The sequence below is a fragment of the Rahnella bonaserana genome (genome assembly GCF_019049675.1).
Taxonomy (GTDB): domain Bacteria; phylum Pseudomonadota; class Gammaproteobacteria; order Enterobacterales; family Enterobacteriaceae; genus Rahnella; species Rahnella bonaserana.
The window spans coordinates 1-17,741 of record NZ_JAFMOW010000057.1; the positions used below are offsets into that span (position 1 = coordinate 1).

The following is a 17,741-nucleotide window of genomic DNA, read 5'->3' on the forward strand; positions in this document are numbered from 1 at the left end:
ATTATTTCTTTGTTGCAAAAAAAATCACTGACATGGAACAATCCGAAGCAATGGATTTCCTGGACACATTGTGTGAGAAAATCCATACTGAGAAACACGCAAACATACTAATATTCATAACTCATCACACAAAAGAAAAACCAATAATTGATAGAATCTGTTCCAATCTTAGAAATATATTCAAGGATGGGAAAGAAGCTACACTCAATAAAGAAAACGTTGAATTTTTGAATGAAATGGCGGGTGAAATACCTCGGATAGTTATTGATCAAAGTAAAGATGTTGAACGCGAACGTATAGAAGCATTGAGGAGTCAAGATAAAATAGACCGCCGCAATCCAATAAATGACGAAGATGAAGTTCTATACGAAAAAGATTCTTACCAAAATGAAGATGATGAAGATGACTATAATGAAGATATACAAAGCCTTAACAAAGATCTAATAGATGTGAATCGTTCATATAAAGCTGTTGAAATACTTGGCCAAATAATTAGAAATCGGAAAGGTTCTTTACCGATCCCTCAATTAGAGTACCTCGGATCAGAGGCTTATTCTGTTGGTTTTAGATTTTTAGATTTTTACTACTCCATAACACGCCAAATGAAAGATGAAATAATCTCTGAAGTACACAGGCTAATCTCTGATAAAAGGAATTGGTCAACAGAGAAAATAACTAAAGAAGCCAGATTGTTTTATTGGACTTATAGTTACATGATGTCTTTGAATGTTATTAGGAAAATAGCGTTTTCGGTTGGACATAAAGACCTCATGCCATACTACGCTACTTTATCTGATAAATTCGGCTCTGAAATAAGTAAGCTTGTGGAAATTAGCATTCAACTAGAATTTACCAAAACCATTCCTAAAAATAATATTCTCGCGATATGGCCTTCAATCAAAGATAATATGATGACACGAAGATTGCTACAAGAAATAGTTATAACTCATCTGCATATGCATTATACTAAACACGAAGATAAGGCATGGATAGCTGAAAAGCTAAGCATTCCGGTTAAAGACCAAGTCACGTTGCAACAACGAAATGCCATCAAGGATATAAATTAGTAATGCCTATTAAGCATTAACTTAATCACAATTTATAATCACTGAAGTTAACAATATTAATTGAGTATGAATTTTTTATCTCCTTCATTCTCTCCTGCAGCGGCGTCAGCTCGTTCCTCACGAACACTTGCGCCGCCTTCTCCACATCCCCAAACCCGCCCGCATTATCAGGAATGATCCCCATCATCTGCGGTGGAACGCGGTGCGCGCTCAGCAGGTCATCACGGCTGGATTTCTTAATATTGAAGAAATCATCCTTAGTCGCTACCTCACTCAACGGCAAAATCTGAATGCCATCCTTCTTACCGTTCGGCGCGTACATGAACAGGTTGCGGAAGTTGCCCAGGCCTTTGGTGTCCCTCATTGCCTTACGCATTGAATCGATGTCACTGCTGCTCTGGGCGGCGTCGGTCATATACAAGATGTAGCCGGCGTGCGCGCCGTTTTGGTAATACTTGCGGCGGAACAACGTGGCGGCCTCGTTGAGCCAGGCAGAGTTCAGCGCACTCAGGTATTCCGGAAGACCATAAATCTCCTGGTTAATGTCTGGTTCGATCAGGTGGAAGATGCTGCCTGCTGCGAACTGGTGCGGTTCTTTCCATCCTTGCACAAACCAGTAAGTCCCCTCTTCTACTCCGCGACGCACATATTTAGCCGGCACGGCTTCAAATCGCAGCGGTTCGCCGAGCTGATTGCGGATCAGTTCCAGGTACGCATTCCCAAACACCAGATAATCCAGCGCAAATTTGCTGAACTCCTGCTGGCTCAGCAATGGATGCGGGATAAATGTTGAGGCGAGGATATTGCGCTTCACGTAAATCGGAGAGCTGTGATGAACGGCGGCGCGAAGACTGCGGGCAAGTCCGTCGAAGCTGACCGGCGGCTCATACCAACGGCCGTTGCCGGTGCACTCGATGTAATCCAGAATCTCGCGGCGGTCTAAAACCGGCGTCGGATCACCGAAGCTGAATACCTCCGCGCCCTGCTGGCTTTCAGTGGTCGTGGTCTGTGTGGTTTTACGGTATTTGCGCTTGCTCATTTAGTAGAACTCCAGAATGTTCGGGCTTTGTCCGCCATTGGCGGCGGTTAGCGGTTCGTTTAACAGGGCGTGCATGATTGCCCACGCCACGTCGGCGTGGCTGGCCTCTTCACTGCGGCTGGCTTCGTAGGTTGAACGGTTGCCGCTGGCGGTCATCGTTTTGCGGATCGCCATAAACGACGCAGTGATGTCTGTATGTCCGGTGTCATATTCCAGGCGGCCGGAGCTGATGGTGTCTTTTGCTTTGAGTACCAGCGCGGTTTTCACTTCGGGGCTATAACGGATCTCACGCGCCGCAGGAAAGAACTGCTGCACAAGCTGGAATACACCCTGCCCGATACCGGTGGCGTCGATGCCTATGTACTCAACGGCATAACGATTGGTGAGTTCCTCGATGCTTCTGGCCTGCGCGGCAAAGTCCATACCCTTCCACTGATGACGCTCGAGCACGCGGAACTTGCCGCCAGAAACCACCGGCGGAGCAATCACTGCACAACCTGCGCTGTCGCCGGTGTGTGACGGGTCGTAACCAATCCACACGGGACGATAGGCAAATGGCCGTTTCAGGTACGGGTCGAAGTCTTCCCACTCGTCCAGGCTGTCCACCATGCAGCCCTGCAACTCGGCGAACGGGAACACCGACGCCTGATCATCCACGAACTCACACATCAGCAGGTTTTCATATTCGGCGGGGCTGTATTCCAGTTTCAGCTGTTCCAGGTCGAACAGGTTACATCCACCTGACAGCGCATCTTCCACCGTTACAATCTGCCGCCACTGGCCGTCATCGCACAGCACGCCTTTCGACAGGTGGGCGTGCGTCAGATCCAGGTCAATCCTGTCGGCTTTACTGCGACGGCCTTTGTTGAACAGTTCACCCGACCAGAACGGATAGGCGCTGTGTGCCAGGCTCGACGGCGTAGAAAAGTAGGTGCTTCGCCATTTCTTATGCAGCGACATACCGGAGGCAACTTTGCGCAGCTCCTGAAACTTGGGGATCCAGAAGTATTCGTCCAGATAGAGATTGCCGGTATAACTCTGCGCGGTGCGGACGTTGGTACCGAGGAAAATCAGCCGTGCGCCATTCGGCAACACAATCGGATCGCCTTTTAAATCGACGTCCACCTGTCTCGCAAAGTCGATAATGTAATTTTTAAAAACGTGCGCCTGCGCCTTACTGGCCGACAGGAAAATCTGATTGCGTCCGGTAGTCAGCGCGTCAATCAACGCTTCCCGGGCAAAGTAGAAGGTTGCACCAATCTGGCGGGACTTGAGGATGTTGCGGATACGGTGCTGAAGTCCGGCCTGATGCCATCCGCGCTGATACTCAAACGACGTTTCAATGAAGATGTCGCCGAGTTTCTCAATGGCCTCATCGCTGAAAACATTCTTATCGGGTGCTTTTCGTTCGCCCTTGTTGCGGTTGGCGACGTTCGGGTTTAAATCAGCCTCGCTGCCGGTGTGGTTGTAACGGTTTACCCGTGCCAGACGTTCAATCTGTCGGCCTAACAGGTCGATCTCTTTGTAATCCTTCCCCTCCTTCACATCTTTCATGACGAGCTGAATAAGCCGCGCTTCCATGCTGGTTTCCACGCGGGAAATGGGCGCGATCGCTTCCCACTGATCGCGATTTTTCCAGCTCTGCACGGTCGGCGTTTTTTGGCTCAGCATCTCCCCGATTTGCCGCACAGAAAAACCCTGCCAGTAAAGCAGTGCCGCCTGTCGGCGCGGGTCGCTGATGATGGTGGAGTTTGAAATATTCATGCAGCCACGTTACCGGCCAGACAGCCGTTTTTCGCGCTGCCCACGTTGTGCCATCGGGCAACAACCCGCATCGGCTGGCGGCCTGTGGTGACTGTCTGGAAACTAACTCCTGTTCTCAACACTCATTACCGGAGTCAGTTACATGGCAAAGAAAGTATCGAAATGGTTCCGTATCGGGGTCGAAGGCGACACCTGCGACGGCCGCGAAATTGATGCTAACGACATCAAACAAATGGCGGAGACATACAGCGCGAAAGCCTATGGCGCCCGCGTCAATCTGGAGCACATCAAAGGCGTTTTACCGACCAGCGATTTCCGCCGCTACGGCGACGTGATCCAGCTGAAAGCCGAACAAATTGATGATGCAGCTGAACCGCTGCTGCATGACAAATGGGCGCTGTACGCGATGATCAGCCCGACCGCGGATTTAACGCAGATGGTCGGCGACGGGCAGAAGGTTTACACCTCGATGGAGATCAAACGCAACTTCGCCAATTCCAATAAATCCTACCTGGTCGGTCTGGCCGTCACCGATGACCCCGCAAGCCTCGGCACTGAAATGCTGGAGTTCAGCCGCAAAGCCAAACAGAACCCGCTCGCCGGTCGTAAATCAGATCCGGACAGCCTCTTCACGGTTGCCACCGAAGCATTAATTGAGTTTGAAGATGCACCGGAAACCGCCCCTTCTATTTTCGCGCTGGTGAAACAAAAGCTTTCACGTAAACAGGCGTCAGACGATGCCCGGCTGGCCGATGTTCACGAAGCCGTCAGCGAAGTTGCTCAATACGCTCAGACAGGACTGGATAAACATGAAACCAGCCTGACCGACCTGCTGAGCCGCGTCGATACCCTGGAAAAATCCACCGCTGCCGAACATGACGCCCTCACTGAATTGAAAAGCAAGTTAGCACAGACACCGGCGCAGAAATTCGGCCAGCGTCCGCAAGCCACCGGCGGCGCAGGTGTAGACGAGACTGTCACCGACTGCTGATCCGACACCTTTAACTCATTCTCAGGAAACACCTCATGAAAAAAGAAACGCGCTTTAAATTTAATGCGTTCCTGTCTCAGCTCGCCAAACTCAACAACGTTGACGTCGGTACGCTGGACAAGAAATTTAACGTCGAGCCGTCCGTCACGCAGACGCTGATGACCCGATTACAGGAATCCTCAGAGTTTCTGACCCGTATCAACATCATTCCGGTGGACGAAATGATGGGCGCGAAAGTTGGCGTCGGCGTCACCGGCACGATTGCCAGTACCACCAACACTGACGCGGGTGACGAGCGTGAAACCGCTGATTTCACCAAGCTCGATCAGGAAGGCTATCACTGCACCAAAACCAACTACGACTTCCACTGGATGTACAGCAAGCTGGATTTGTGGGCGCGCTATAACGATTTTCAGATCCGTTTGCGTGACGCCATTATCAAGCGTCAGGCGCTGGATCGCATCCTGGTCGGCTTTAATGGCGTTTCACGCGCACCGACGTCTAACCGGCTTCAGAATCCGCTGTTGCAGGATGTCGGCGTGGGCTGGTTGCAAAAATACCGCCTGAATGCCCCAACCAAAGTGATGGGCATGATTGTCGCCGAAGACGGCACCGTGACCAATGAGGCGGTGAAAGTCGGTGGCGAAGGTGAGTACAAAAACCTCGACGCGCTGGTCTTTGATGCGGTGAATGAACTGATCGACCCAATCTATCAGGACGACACCGAACTGGTGGTTATCTGTGGCCGCAAGCTGCTCGCGGATAAGTATTTCCCGCTGATCAACAAACAACAGCCAAACACTGAGGCGATGGCCGCCGACCTGATTGTCAGCCAGAAACGCATCGGCAATTTGCCCGCCGTTCGTGTGCCAGGCTTCCCTGCTAACGCCATGCTGATCACCCGTCTGGATAACCTGTCTATTTACTGGCAGGACGGCACGCATCGCCGCCACGTTGAGGAAGTGCCTAAGCGTGACCGTATCGAAAACTACGAATCCATTAACGAGGATTACGTGGTGGAAGATTACGGCTGCGGCTGTCTGATCGAAAACATCGAAGTGACCTCCGGAGAAGACGACACGGCTGAAAAAGCTGAACTCAGCAAATTCACCTCGGCGATCGTTGATGCCATCAAAACTGCATCCGGTACCACCGCACCGGCAGCTCAGGAGTAAGCCATGACCAGCCCTGCCCGACGTCATTTGTTGCGGCAGTCAGCTATCGAAGCCGCGCAGCAGGATACCAGCCTGCTGCGTCATGCCACCGGCTATGAACTGCTGCTGCAAAAGCTTAATGCTGACCAGAAAGCCCTGAAGAAAGCCTATTCCGCTGAGAAAAAGGCAGAACTCAAACGCAAGATGCTGCCTGAATATGCGCCGTGGGTGGCAGGCGTTCTCGCCGAGGGGAAAGGTGCTCAGGACGCCATCCTGATGACCATCATGATCTGGCGTATTGATGCCGGTGACTACGCCGGTGCGCTGGAAATCGCCCGCTATGCGCTGCATTACAAGCTGGCGATGCCGTTCGGCAAACGCCCCGCCGGTTATGCGCTGGCGGAGGAAATCGCCGACATGAGCACCCGCGCTCATGCTGCCGGTGAGCCGGTCAGTCTCGATGTACTGATGACCACGATGGAACTGACTGACAGTCAGGATATGCCGGATCAGGTACGCGCCAAGCTGCACAAAATTACCGGTTACCTGTATCGCGACGCGGAGAAATTGCCGCTCGCCCTGCAACACCTGAAACGCGCCTTCCTGCTGAACAGTAACTGCGGCGTTAAAAAGGATATTGAGCGGCTGGAATCAGCCATCAAAAAGGCTGCCAGTAGCTAAACAGAACGCGCCCCGCGCCGGACGGCACGCCAGCCGCGACAGGTCGGTGACCTCGTTCAACGCTGGCGTCCACCGTCCCCTATTCAGAGGTCACTATGTCTCTTGTTGTACCTGCACCAAAGCCGGACGCCGCGACGGAACCCGCGATCAAAAACACGCACTTCTGGCCGGATATCAGTCCGGTGGAGTTACGCGACACGCTGCGCCTGGAAGGAACGGTGACCACCAAACGTCTGCGCGCCGTCATTAAGTACGCTCTGACCGAAGTGAATGCCGAGCTTTACAGCTACCGCGTCGCACAACTGGCTCAGGGATACAAAACTCTCGCTGATGTCCCGGCTGACCAGATTGATGACGAAAGTATCAAAGTCTGTGCCTACCTGCGGGCGGTTTCATCCATTACGGCAGCCATTCTTGCGGAACGATATCCGAACAGTGATACCACCGATGCTGGCAGTAAAAAGGCGGAGATTGTCGAAAGTACAGTTGATGAGCTGTGGCGTGATGGCCGCAATGCGATCAGCGATGTCGCTGGCGTGTCGCACTGTGTGATCGGTCTGCTCTGATGAAAGTCTATGCCGAACAGGACGATACCGTGGATTCACTCTGCTGGAGGTACTACGGGCGCACCGAATCGGTGATGGAACAGGTTTACGCGGCTAACGTTGGCTTAGCCGCTCGCGGGGCAATTTTGCCCCATGGCTACGCGGTGGAGCTGCCGGATATTACTCAGGCCGCAGTCAGCGAAACCGTCTCACTTTGGGACTGATGACCATGGAGCGCATCACCTCGTTTATTTGTTATTGCGTCGCGGCCTTTCTTGCATGGCTCGGCGCAATGTCGCCGCAGGATATTGCCTTTTTAGTCGGTGCCGCCGTCGGCGTCGCGACCTTCCTGGTGAACTGGTACTACCGGCGCAAAACTTACCGACTGCTGAAACAAATGGGCATCAGAGGGGACATTAATGCAGCCATCAATCGTTAGACGCTGCGCCGTCGCCGCTGTCCTGGCGATTGCCGCAATGCTGCCACAAACGCCGACGTTGAAAACCTCCGCCGCCGGTCTGGCACTGATTGCTGATTTTGAAGGCTGCCGCCTGTCAGCCTATCAGTGCAGCGCGGGCGTCTGGACAAACGGCATCGGGCACACCGCAGGCGTGAAACCGCAAACGCAAATCAGCGAACGTCAGGCCGCCGTTAACCTGGTGGAAGACGTGATGCGGGTGGAGAAAGGCATTGCCCGATGTATGCCGGTTGCCATGCCGCAGCCGGTGTATGACGCCGTGGTGTCTTTTGCCTTTAACGTCGGTGTGACGGCGGCGTGTAAGTCCACGCTGGCGTTTTTTATCAGCAAGGGGAAATGGCGGGACGCCTGCGAGCAGTTGCCGCGCTGGGTGTTTGTGAAGGGCGAGCGCGTCACCGGCCTGGAGCGCCGCCGCGCGAATGAGCTGGCCTACTGCCTGCGGGGTGTCTGATGCGCATTGTGATTATTTTATTGCTGCTGGCAGCCTGCGCCCTCGCGGGGCTGCAAACCTGGCGCATCGGTGGCCTGCATGATGAAGCCGACCAGGCGCAGCGCATTATCGGCACCCTGTCCGCCGGTATTGAAAGCCGAGACAACGCCATTAACCGCCTGAGCGATGAGGCCGTAACGCGGGAACGCCAGGAGCAAAGCCTGCGCACCCAGCTCTCACAGGCGGGTGCGCAGGCACGCGTCCGTGAAGTCCACATTCAAAGGTTACTCAATGAAAATCAGGAAATGCGCGACTGGTACGGCGCTCGTCTGCCTGACGGCATTAGCCGGATGCACGCGCGTCCCGCCTTTGCCAGCGCCGCAGATTATTTACGTTGGCTGTCCGGCGGTCACGAGCTGCCCGATACCGTCAAGCGCACCGGCCACTAACGGCGACTTGAGCAGTGATGTCAGAAACCTGGAGGCCGCGCTGACGGCCTGCGGCCTCCAGGTGGAAGCGGTCAAACAATGCCAGGAGGAACACCGTGTTAAAACCCGCCCAACTGAGAAAAGCGTTAACTGATGCGGTGCCGGTGCTGCAAACCAGTCCCGACACCTTGCGGATGTTTGTTGATAACGGGCGTATCGTTTCCACGTTAGCCAGTTCGCTGTCGTTTGAATACCAGTATCAGGTCGAACTGTTGATCACCGACTTTACCCAGGACATCGATCTGATCGTGGTGCCCATTCTGGCCTGGCTGCGTGAGCATCAGCCGGACATCATGGCGACGCCTGAAAAACAGCAGAATGGGTACACATTTAAGGCCGATATGCTCAATGATGGGAGCTATGACATCGCTATTCATTTGCAGCTCACCGAGCGCGTGATCGTCAAACAGATAGATGCCGGTCTGCACGTGGAGCATTTTCCAGAACCGCCAATGCCGGAGCCGGTGGAAAGACCGCGTGAACTTTACCTGCACGGCGAGTTAGTGAGCCAGTGGCATGAGTGAACTGTCAGCATTTGATACCCGCCTGGCGGGATTGATTGCCGCGCTGTCACCGCAAAGCCGGAAGGTGATGGCGGCGACCATTGCGAAGCGTCTGCGCAAACATCAGCAGCAGCGCATTAAGCAGCAAGTTACGCCGGAAGGGCAGCCCTTCACCCCGCGCCGTCCGCAGCCGTTGCGGGCAAAGAAAGGCCGCATTAAGCGGGAAATGTTCGCCAAACTGCGCACGGCAAAATACATGAAAGCCAAAGGCACCGCTGACGACGCCGTGGTGGAATTCACCGGCCAGGTTCAGCGCATGGCGAAGGTGCATCAGTACGGACTGCGGGATCGTCCATCAATTAATGCGAAACAGATAATTTATTCTAGCCGGCCTCTTATTGGATTTGATATAAATGACCTAAAATTGATAGAAGAAAGCCTTATCCAAAAAATGATTGGTAGTTAACTAATAGTTAAAGGGAGATACTATGGAACTTGTAATAAAAGTACTACATTCGATAAAAGACTTACCTCAAAAAAGCACAAATACATTATATTTAATCGAAGATAACTGGGACGATTGGGGGACATTTAACAGTAAGTATTATGCTATATTCTTCAACAGGAATAGTGTTCGAGTGGACTTGGGGTACCTTAAAATAGGTTGTCCGGAAAACAAACTGATAAATAAAAGGCCAGACTTACCAGCAGAGTTTCTTACTCTGCCACCAGGTTATTACTCCCTTGGTCAAGGAGAGAATTATTATTCAAATATCGTAAGCCTTACCGAGGTTGAGTCATCATTAATCTTAGATAAAATTAATGATGTTGTTTTTGATGAAAGTTTGTACTTACAACACCAGGACGAGTTAGCAATGACTGACTCGTTGCAAAGGTATGTCTCAACCGCAACCATAAAAGGTCAATTCCATAATATATTACGAGGTAAAAACAGACTAACGAGATTTTATTTTTCATATAAAAAAAACTCTGGGACAATTATAAACTTCGAAGTAAATCCTTATTCAACGCCACCTACCAACATGCATGTTATAATTGGTAGTAACGGAGTAGGCAAGACTACTATACTAAATGATATATGTGAGGTATTGACAAAAAGTAAAACTAACCACTCTGACATAACGATGGATACCCCTGGCATTGCTAATGTGATAGCGATGTCATTTGGAACCTTTGAGAAGTTCAACCCAACATCTCTTGAAAAATTAAGCCAAAATTCAGTAACGTACTCTTATATAGGCTCAAAAAAAACAATCAAAATAAATGATAGGGAAATGGTCATAGGAAAGACAATAGATGATTTCTTTGATGAATTTGTTGATAGCCTAAAAGCTTGTAATTATGAACCAAGAAAAAGTTTATTGAAGAGAAGTATTGAAAATTTAAAATTTGATCCAATACTCAACCAGCTTGGAATTGAAGAAATATTAAATAGTAACGCTAACACACCAGAACTTAAAACACTTTTTTATTCATTAAGCTCAGGCCATAAAATAGTAATCCTAAGTATTACAAAACTTATTGAAGTTATCGAAGAAAAAACATTACTTTTAATTGATGAGCCAGAAACACATCTTCACCCTCCTTTATTATCTGCATTAATTAGATTGATTTCAGAGTTATTAAAAGAGTGTAATGGATTAGCTATCATTGCAACCCACTCACCAGTGGTACTACAAGAAACCCCCAAGAGATGCGTCACAGTTTTATCTCGTTTCGGTGATAACTTAGAGGCATCTAGACCTGAGATCGAAACTTTTGGTGAAAATGTATCAGTGCTCACAAGATCCGTTTTTAACCTTGAATTATCTCGCACGGGGTATGTAAAGATTATTATGGAAAAAATAAAAGAAAACAAAAGCTTCAATAAAATTTACTCCGAGTTTAATGGTGAAGTAGGAGGAGAGGCTCTAGCCATTATAAGTGCCCTTAGTGATGACGATGAGGGGTACTAAAATGTACGAACTGAACCTTCCAAATGAAAACCCCTTATCTATATTTAATTGTTTAACCAGAAATCACCCACTAATGATGCAATTATATAGCCAAGAAATGATAAACACTGTTAATTTTTTTGATGAAATTTATAGAATAAAAGGAAGCACAGCCTCATTATACACTCTACCAACATGTAAAATAACCTTCCGTTCAACTACCACCAAAGATGAAATGGAAAAACTATATAATAACAGACTGGTTAAAAGCAAAGGTGGAAAAATAATTTACCAGTCCATCATGAATTCAGCAATTAATAAGACTTGCCCGCTTTGTAGTTTAAGGCTAGTAAGCACATTAGATCATTACCTCCCCAAAGCGCATTATCCTCAATATGCAATTTCAAGAAAAAATTTATACCCTGCATGTATAGAGTGTAACAAATCAAAGTTAGATACCGTCAGTTCCAAGAAAGCAGAACAGACTTTTCACCCTTATTTCGATACACTAAGAGGCGTGAATTGGCTTTTAGCAACTTATCATTCTTCACCCACTCCAAAATTAGTTTTTTATATTAACAATGCTGTTACAAATAAATTTTATTTAAGAGATAGAATGGAGTTTCACTTTAAAAAACTGAGTCTTGGGGAACTTTATTCCACTTATGCTGCAAATGAACTAGCTAGCATAAAATATAACCTTCAACTTATTTATGAAAAAAAAGGCTCTAATGGCATTAGAAGGTACTTGCATAAAGAATATATTTCAGCATCCGCAGTTAATAAAAACTCTTGGAAAACAGTTTTTTACCTAACGCTTTCCAACTCATCCGTATTTTGCTCTTCGGGATTCAATAATATCTCGGATATAAGATTCCCTTAACGCTGCGTTGTGCCAACCGCCATCAACCCGCCTCAAATTGTATGCCGCCTGACAGGGCGGCATTCTTTTATGCATGAATACATCCATCCCAAACAACGACATCCCGCGCCTGCTGCGCAATCTTATCCGCATTGGCACCGTTGCCGAGGTGGATTTAGAGACTGCCACCTGCCGCGTCAATACCGCCGGCAACGTCACCGACTGGCTGCATTGGCTGACCTCCCGCGCGGGTCGCTCCCGTTCCTGGTGGGCGCCGTCCATTGGGGAACAGGTTTTGCTGTTCTGCCTGGGCGGCGAGCTGGATACCGCCTTTGTGATGCCTGGTATTTTTTCAGATGACTATCCGGCACCGTCAGCGTCCGCCGATGCTGTACACGTCACCTTCCCTGACGGTGCGGTAATCGAATATGAACCCGAAACCGGCGCGCTGCTGGCAACCGGCATCAAATCCGCCACGGTAAACGCCTCGGACAATGTGTCTGTAACTGCCCCGCTGATCACCTGCACGGCGACAACCCGCATCACGCTCGACACGCCGGAGGTGGTCTGCACTAACAAACTCACCACCGGCACTATCGAGATTAAGCAAGGCGGCAAGATGACAGGAAATCTGACCCACTCTGGCGGCAGCATCACATCAAACGGTGTGGTTGTGCATACCCATAAACACGGCGGCGTCCAGACGGGCGGCGGTCAGACGCAGGTGCCTTCATGACTAACGCCAAATACATCGGCCTGGCTCGCGACACGGGGCATAGCGTCGAAGACCTGGCGCACATTCAGCAGTCAGTCAGCGACATTCTGCGCACGCCCGTCGGTTCCCGCGTCATGCGCCGTGACTATGGTTCATTGCTGTCAGAACTGACTGACCGCCCGCAGAACGCGGCGCTGCGCCTGCAAATCATGGCGGCGTGCTACAGCGCGATCCTCAAATGGGAGCCACGCGTCAGCCTGACCGGCATCACCTTTGAAACGACGTTCGACGGAAAAGGCGTGGTTGAACTCACCGGCACCCGCAAAGACACGTCCGCCGCCATTTCCTTAACCTTACCCGTGAGCTAACCATGGCAACTATCGACCTGAGCCAGTTACCCGCCCCCGACGTGGTGGAGGTGCTGGATTACGAAATCCTTCTGGCTGAACGCAAAGCTACGCTGGTATCGCTTTATCCCGAAGACCAGCAGGCCGCTATTGCCCGCACGCTGACGCTGGAGTCTGAACCGATTGTGAAGCTGCTGGAGGAGAACGCTTACCGCGAAGTGATCCTGCGTCAACGGGTTAACGAGGCCGCGCAGGCGGTGATGCTGGCTTATGCCGCCGGTACTGATCTCGACAATATCGCCGCCACGTTCAGCGTCGAACGCCTGACGATCACCCCTGCCGATACGGTCAGCGTGCCCGCCGTGGCGGCGGTGATGGAAAGCGATGCTGATTTGCGTATCCGTGCGCAGCAGGCTTTTGAAGGGCTGAGCGTGGCCGGTCCGGCCGGCTCCTATGAGTATCACGGGCGCTCGGCTGACGGGCGGGTGGCGGATATTTCAGTGGTCAGCCCGTCGCCTGCCTGCGTGACGATTTCCGTGCTGGCACAGACCGGCAACGGCACCGCCCCCGCCGACCTGCTGGCGGTGGTTCAGGCCGCGCTCAACGATGAGAACGTGCGCCCCGTGGCTGACCGCGTGACAGTCCAGTCGGCTACGGTGGTGAATTACACCATCGACGCCGTGCTGTATCTGTTCCCTGGTCCGGAAGCCGAACCTATCCGCGAAGCCGCCGAGGCAAAACTGATTGCTTACACCACGGCACAACATCGCTTAGGCCGCGACATCCGCCTGTCCGCCATTTATGCCGCGCTGCACGTTGAAGGCGTGCAGCGGGTGGAGCTGAAAAGCCCCGCTGCTGACATCGAGCTGGATAAAACGCAGGCGTCATTCTGCACCGCGTACACCCTTAAAGTGGGCGGTTACGATGAGTGATCGCCTGCTGCCCGCCGGTTCCTCCGCGCTGGAAGTCGCCGCCGCCGATGCCTGCGCTGCGCTTGAAAACGTACCGGTGCCACTGCGGCAGCTTTGGGATCCGCTGACCTGTCCGGCGAAGTTTTTGCCGTACCTGGCGTGGGCGCTGTCGGTTGACCGCTGGGATGAAAACTGGCCGCTCTATACCAAGCGCCGCGTCATTCAGTCAGCGTGGTTCATTCACTGCCACAAGGGAACCCTCGGTGCTATCCGGCGCGTGGTGGAGCCGCTCGGCTACCTGATTAACGTGACCGAGTGGTGGGAAACGAATGACGAACCAGGGACGTTTCGCCTGGACATCGGCGTGCTGGAAACCGGCATCACTGAAGAAATGTATTTAGAGATGGAGCGGCTGATAGCCGATGCCAAACCCGCAAGCCGCCACCTGATCGGGCTGACCATCACCCAGGACATCAAAGGCGATGTTTACATCGGCGCGGCGCAATACCTTGGCGAACTGCTGACCGTTTACCCCGCATAAGAGGACGATATGAGCACATTTAAATCCGTTGTCACCACGCTCGGGCAGTCGCGCATTGCGGCAGCCATTGCGGCGGGGACTGACATCAACATTACGCAGCTTGCCGTCGGTGACGGCAACGGCAAGGCGACCACGCCCGTCGCCACGCAGACCAGGCTCGTTAAAGAGGTGTACCGCACGCCGCTCAATTCCTTAAAGCTGGATCCGACTCACGGCAACTGGGTGATTGCTGAGGCGGTTCTCTCCGCCAGTGTCGGCGGCTTCTGGATGCGCGAAATGGGGCTGTTTGCTGACGACGGCGCGCTGATTGCCGTCTGCAATATGGCGGACACGTACAAGCCGACCCTGGCGGAAGGTTCTGGCCGCACGCAGACGCTGCGGATGGTGATTGCCGTCAGTAACACCGAGGCTATCAGCCTGCTGATCGACGACTCGGTGATTATGGCGACTGAGCAGTATGTGAATGACCTGCTGGCGGCGCATGAAAAATCCCGTAACCATCCCGACGGTACGCTGACGGCAAAAGGTTTTGTGCAGCTTAACAGCTCGGTCAGCAGTACCAGCGAAACGCTGGCGGCGACGCCAAAGGCGGTAAAGACCGCCAATGACAATGCCAACACCCGCGTCCCTTCCACCCGCAAAGTAAATAACAAAGCGCTGAGTGCTGATATCACTTTGTCGGCGGCGGACGTCGGCGCGGTCAGTAATATTCTGGTGAACGTCGATAACGCCACGGTGAAGAAAATTTACGACCCGTCGATTGTTGCGCTGACCGGCGGTGTCACCCTGGCGGGATTCTTTGATGACCACCCTTTGGGCGCGACCTTCCAGGCGGCGGATACGCTGATGACCTATCGCCGGTGGTATAACGCAGGCGCGACGCTGACCCAGTATCTGCACTGCACAAGCGGCACTATTTACGTGCGCGTGGGTGCGGTCAGCACGACAGACCCGACGGGCTGGCAATGGCGCGTGACGGACGGTGTGCTGCCGTTTGGATGGCGCAAAATTTACGACACCGCCAACCCGCCGACGGCTTCTGAGGTGGGCGCGCTCCCTGTCGCATCCGCTATTCTCGGCACGTCCAATATCAATACGTTTAACCTGGCGAAAATTGGTGTTTACGTACAAAGGACGGGCGCAAATGCCACGGTAGCAAATGGCTATCCGGAAGGTTCCCGTGCGGCGGGTGTGCTGGAGGTCATCCCCGCTTCCTGGGTTGATGGAGTGTTACAACGGTACACGGTGCAAGATACCGGCATGGTGTGGACGCGCGCGCTGAGTGCGTCCTGGAATGGCAAAGATGGACCATGGCGCGACTGGGTGCAGGTCAGCGCCGTCAATTCCATTAACGTCCCCACGTCTATTCTGACCGGCACGGATATTAATACGTTGGGTTTTGCCAGCGGTAATTCAGGCACGGCGATTTACTCGCAGCCTAAAAACGTCAATGCGACGGCTGCGCTGCATTACCCTCAAAGCATCGCGGGAACGTTGTACGTGACGCCGAGCGCCTACGGCTGTCAGCAGATGTATGTCACGTTCACCGGCAATATCTGGAATCGTGGATTGTCCGGTGACTGGAACGGTGTAGATGGTCCATGGAAGGAATGGGTGCCGACCTACAGCGCGAACAACAAACCCACTGCTGCCGATGTAGGCGCATGGACAGCAGCGCAAAGTGCCGCCAGTGAAAAGGCGCTGTCTGATGAAATTGCAACGGCCTTTAAAATCCGCACGAACTTAACCGCAGCCGATACCCCGAACACCCTGCGCGGCAGCGGCATGTTCGGGCATTACGGCGTGCCAGGCGTTGCTGCGGCGACCACGGACAAAGGCTATCCGATGAACGGGTTTGTCGGCGTGATTTTCGTGACCTGGGGACCGAATGCGACGCAGCAAATTGCCTTTAACAGTAACGGGCGGCAGTTCACCCGCTACGCGACCGGAGCGTGGAACGGCGTTGATGGTCCATGGTCTGCCTGGAATGAAATGTACGGTCAGGCAAACAAGCCGACAGCTGGTGACGTTGGTGCGTTGCCATCGGGTGGCACAGCCGTCGCGGCGACGAAACTCGCCACCGCACGCAAGATTGCCGGTGTGGCGTTTGACGGCACCAAAGACATTTCGCTGAATGCGGACAACGTTGGGGCTTTTCCCCGCGTTGGTGGTGATGTGAATGGGCGTGTAACGGCTAACTATTTACGCGGTATCAGCTCCGCCAATCCTGGTGAAGGCCAGGGAACCTATGTCGGGTGGAATGAGAGCGGCGGACAGGGAGAATCCAACTTTATTAACAACAAGGGCGGCGGCGTGGGTGGATTTGTTTTCCGCATCGTCAACCAGGCGAATTCAGCACAAACAGGATACGTCAGAATTTCCGGCACCGGCGACATTAGCGCGCAGGGTAACTTTTACACTGACGGTGGCGGGATTTATGAGATGGGGCAGCGCGTTTTCAGTCCCAATAACCGGCAGCCGGTCAATGCCAATACCGCCAACCTCGGCGGCGGCTGGTGGCGATGCGGTGATACCGGAATGATCAAGCAGTGGGGCGTCGTTAATAAAGGGAGTCGCGGCTGGTCTACGGTGAATTTCCCCATTCCCTTCCCGAATACCTGCGTCAACGTCCAGGTCACTGTCCTCAACGGCGGGAACGGCACCTTTAATGATAACTACGGCACGGCACAGATTATTAATAACATCGGTTTCACCTGCGGTCAGGACAGCGGCGGCAGTTACTGGGAAGCCACCGGCTGGTAAGGGGATAAAATGAGCAACTATTACAGCGCAATCACGTCAAGTCTTTATGTATACAGCCCGCTCACAAACGGCTTTTATCCGCGTGAACTGCGGGAAGTTTACGACGACGCAGGGAGCTGGCCTGATGATGGCATTGCGGTAAGTGACGTCGTTTACCGTGAATATCAAACCCTTCCCCCGCCGGAAGGGAAAGTGCGGGTTGCGGGCAACGACGGGCTGCCAGCCTGGGCAGATATCCCCGCCCCGTCCGTGGCGGAACTGAAAGCCGAGGCAACCGCCACACTGTCAGCCCTGATGGCAAAGGCAAACGCGGCTATCGCGCCTTTGCAGGATGCCGTCGATATTGACGACGCGACGGAGGCGGAACGGGCAAGCCTGACCGCCTGGAAAAAATACCGCATTGCCCTGAACCGGCTGGATTTCTCAGCAGCGCCGGATATTGCCTGGCCTGCTTATCCTTTTTAATCATGCTCCGATTAATTATGAGGAGTTAACTCATAAAAGGAG

At 52.4% G+C, this 17,741-nt stretch carries 23 protein-coding genes; 20 read left to right on the forward strand and 3 right to left on the reverse strand.

All coding sequences use genetic code 11. The annotated features are described in order from the left end of the window. The coding region (locus J1778_RS06875; protein ID WP_217172544.1) for a hypothetical protein at window positions 1-1,067 on the forward strand (1,067 nt) is incomplete at its 5' end. 25 nt (window positions 1,068-1,092) lie between these two features. Here the strand turns inward: J1778_RS06875 and J1778_RS06880 are convergent. The 3 genes from J1778_RS06880 to J1778_RS24700 are packed head-to-tail and all read right to left on the reverse strand — an operon-like array spanning window position 1,093 to window position 3,989. After that, window positions 1,093-2,106: a phage portal protein gene (locus J1778_RS06880; RefSeq protein ID WP_217172545.1), complete on the reverse strand. Its 1,014-nt coding sequence runs from the start codon at window positions 2,104-2,106 to the stop codon at window positions 1,093-1,095. After that, a complete protein-coding gene (locus J1778_RS06885) occupies window positions 2,107-3,870 on the reverse strand; it encodes a terminase ATPase subunit family protein (RefSeq protein WP_217172546.1) in 1,764 nt (587 codons plus the stop codon). It lies immediately after the preceding gene. After that, window positions 3,867-3,989 (reverse strand): hypothetical protein, encoded by a 123-nt coding sequence (locus J1778_RS24700; RefSeq protein ID WP_255414951.1) that lies wholly within the window; start codon window positions 3,987-3,989, stop codon window positions 3,867-3,869. The genes J1778_RS06885 and J1778_RS24700 overlap by 4 nt, the downstream gene beginning before the upstream one ends. A 23-nt stretch (window positions 3,990-4,012) precedes the next feature. Here J1778_RS24700 and J1778_RS06890 point away from each other — a divergent pair, with 23 nt between their 5' ends. The 19 genes from J1778_RS06890 to J1778_RS06975 all read left to right on the forward strand — a co-directional run bounded on the left by J1778_RS06890 (window position 4,013) and on the right by J1778_RS06975 (window position 17,699). Further along, window positions 4,013-4,861, forward strand: coding sequence for a GPO family capsid scaffolding protein (locus J1778_RS06890; protein ID WP_217172547.1), 849 nt, complete (start codon window positions 4,013-4,015; stop codon window positions 4,859-4,861). Between the two features lie 35 nt (window positions 4,862-4,896). Next, window positions 4,897-6,036 carry a phage major capsid protein, P2 family gene (locus J1778_RS06895; protein WP_217172548.1) on the forward strand — a complete coding sequence of 380 codons (1,140 nt, stop codon included), beginning with the start codon at window positions 4,897-4,899 and terminating at the stop codon, window positions 6,034-6,036. 3 nt (window positions 6,037-6,039) lie between these two features. Then, complete coding sequence (locus J1778_RS06900) at window positions 6,040-6,696, forward strand: phage terminase small subunit (RefSeq protein ID WP_217172549.1); 657 nt, start codon at window positions 6,040-6,042, stop codon at window positions 6,694-6,696. A 95-nt stretch (window positions 6,697-6,791) separates the two neighbouring features. Further along, window positions 6,792-7,262 carry a head completion/stabilization protein gene (locus J1778_RS06905; RefSeq protein WP_217152199.1) on the forward strand — a complete coding sequence of 157 codons (471 nt, stop codon included), beginning with the start codon at window positions 6,792-6,794 and terminating at the stop codon, window positions 7,260-7,262. Further along, the gene (locus J1778_RS06910) at window positions 7,262-7,465 is read left to right on the forward strand and encodes a tail protein X (protein WP_217172550.1); all 204 of its coding nucleotides are present in this window, start codon (window positions 7,262-7,264) and stop codon (window positions 7,463-7,465) included. Before J1778_RS06905 ends, J1778_RS06910 begins: the two co-directional genes overlap by 1 nt. A gap of 5 nt (window positions 7,466-7,470) precedes the next feature. Beyond that, on the forward strand, window positions 7,471-7,680 hold the full coding sequence (locus J1778_RS06915) for a phage holin (RefSeq protein WP_217172682.1): 210 nt from the start codon (window positions 7,471-7,473) through the stop codon (window positions 7,678-7,680). Continuing rightward, on the forward strand, window positions 7,661-8,170 hold the full coding sequence (locus J1778_RS06920; protein WP_217172551.1) for a lysozyme: 510 nt from the start codon (window positions 7,661-7,663) through the stop codon (window positions 8,168-8,170). The genes J1778_RS06915 and J1778_RS06920 overlap by 20 nt, the downstream gene beginning before the upstream one ends. Beyond that, a complete protein-coding gene (gene lysB / locus J1778_RS24570) occupies window positions 8,170-8,598 on the forward strand; it encodes an Rz-like lysis system protein LysB (RefSeq protein ID WP_238484599.1) in 429 nt (142 codons plus the stop codon). Before J1778_RS06920 ends, lysB begins: the two co-directional genes overlap by 1 nt. Further along, the gene (gene lysC, locus J1778_RS06925) at window positions 8,483-8,731 is read left to right on the forward strand and encodes an Rz1-like lysis system protein LysC (protein WP_238484608.1); all 249 of its coding nucleotides are present in this window, start codon (window positions 8,483-8,485) and stop codon (window positions 8,729-8,731) included. The genes lysB and lysC overlap by 116 nt, the downstream gene beginning before the upstream one ends. Then, window positions 8,694-9,161: a phage tail protein gene (locus J1778_RS06930; RefSeq protein WP_217172553.1), complete on the forward strand. Its 468-nt coding sequence runs from the start codon at window positions 8,694-8,696 to the stop codon at window positions 9,159-9,161. Before lysC ends, J1778_RS06930 begins: the two co-directional genes overlap by 38 nt. Further along, a complete protein-coding gene (locus J1778_RS06935) occupies window positions 9,154-9,606 on the forward strand; it encodes a phage virion morphogenesis protein (protein ID WP_217172554.1) in 453 nt (150 codons plus the stop codon). The genes J1778_RS06930 and J1778_RS06935 overlap by 8 nt, the downstream gene beginning before the upstream one ends. Window positions 9,607-9,628: 22 nt before the next feature. Next, on the forward strand, window positions 9,629-11,116 hold the full coding sequence (locus tag J1778_RS06940) for an ATP-dependent nuclease (RefSeq protein ID WP_217172555.1): 1,488 nt from the start codon (window positions 9,629-9,631) through the stop codon (window positions 11,114-11,116). Window position 11,117: 1 nt separating this feature from the next. Further along, entirely contained in the window at window positions 11,118-11,978 is an 861-nt protein-coding gene (locus tag J1778_RS06945; RefSeq protein ID WP_217172556.1) for an HNH endonuclease, read from the forward strand. Between the two features lie 73 nt (window positions 11,979-12,051). After that, a complete protein-coding gene (locus tag J1778_RS06950) occupies window positions 12,052-12,693 on the forward strand; it encodes a phage baseplate assembly protein V (protein WP_217172557.1) in 642 nt (213 codons plus the stop codon). Continuing rightward, on the forward strand, window positions 12,690-13,040 hold the full coding sequence (locus tag J1778_RS06955; protein ID WP_217172558.1) for a GPW/gp25 family protein: 351 nt from the start codon (window positions 12,690-12,692) through the stop codon (window positions 13,038-13,040). Before J1778_RS06950 ends, J1778_RS06955 begins: the two co-directional genes overlap by 4 nt. A gap of 2 nt (window positions 13,041-13,042) precedes the next feature. Next, entirely contained in the window at window positions 13,043-13,951 is a 909-nt protein-coding gene (locus J1778_RS06960) for a baseplate assembly protein (protein ID WP_217172559.1), read from the forward strand. Beyond that, window positions 13,944-14,471, forward strand: coding sequence for a phage tail protein I (locus tag J1778_RS06965; RefSeq protein ID WP_217172560.1), 528 nt, complete (start codon window positions 13,944-13,946; stop codon window positions 14,469-14,471). The genes J1778_RS06960 and J1778_RS06965 overlap by 8 nt, the downstream gene beginning before the upstream one ends. A gap of 9 nt (window positions 14,472-14,480) precedes the next feature. Beyond that, window positions 14,481-17,234 (forward strand): phage tail-collar fiber domain-containing protein, encoded by a 2,754-nt coding sequence (locus tag J1778_RS06970; RefSeq protein WP_238484600.1) that lies wholly within the window; start codon window positions 14,481-14,483, stop codon window positions 17,232-17,234. A 9-nt stretch (window positions 17,235-17,243) separates the two neighbouring features. Beyond that, complete coding sequence (locus tag J1778_RS06975; protein ID WP_217172561.1) at window positions 17,244-17,699, forward strand: tail fiber assembly protein; 456 nt, start codon at window positions 17,244-17,246, stop codon at window positions 17,697-17,699. Window positions 17,700-17,741 lie beyond the last annotated feature (42 nt).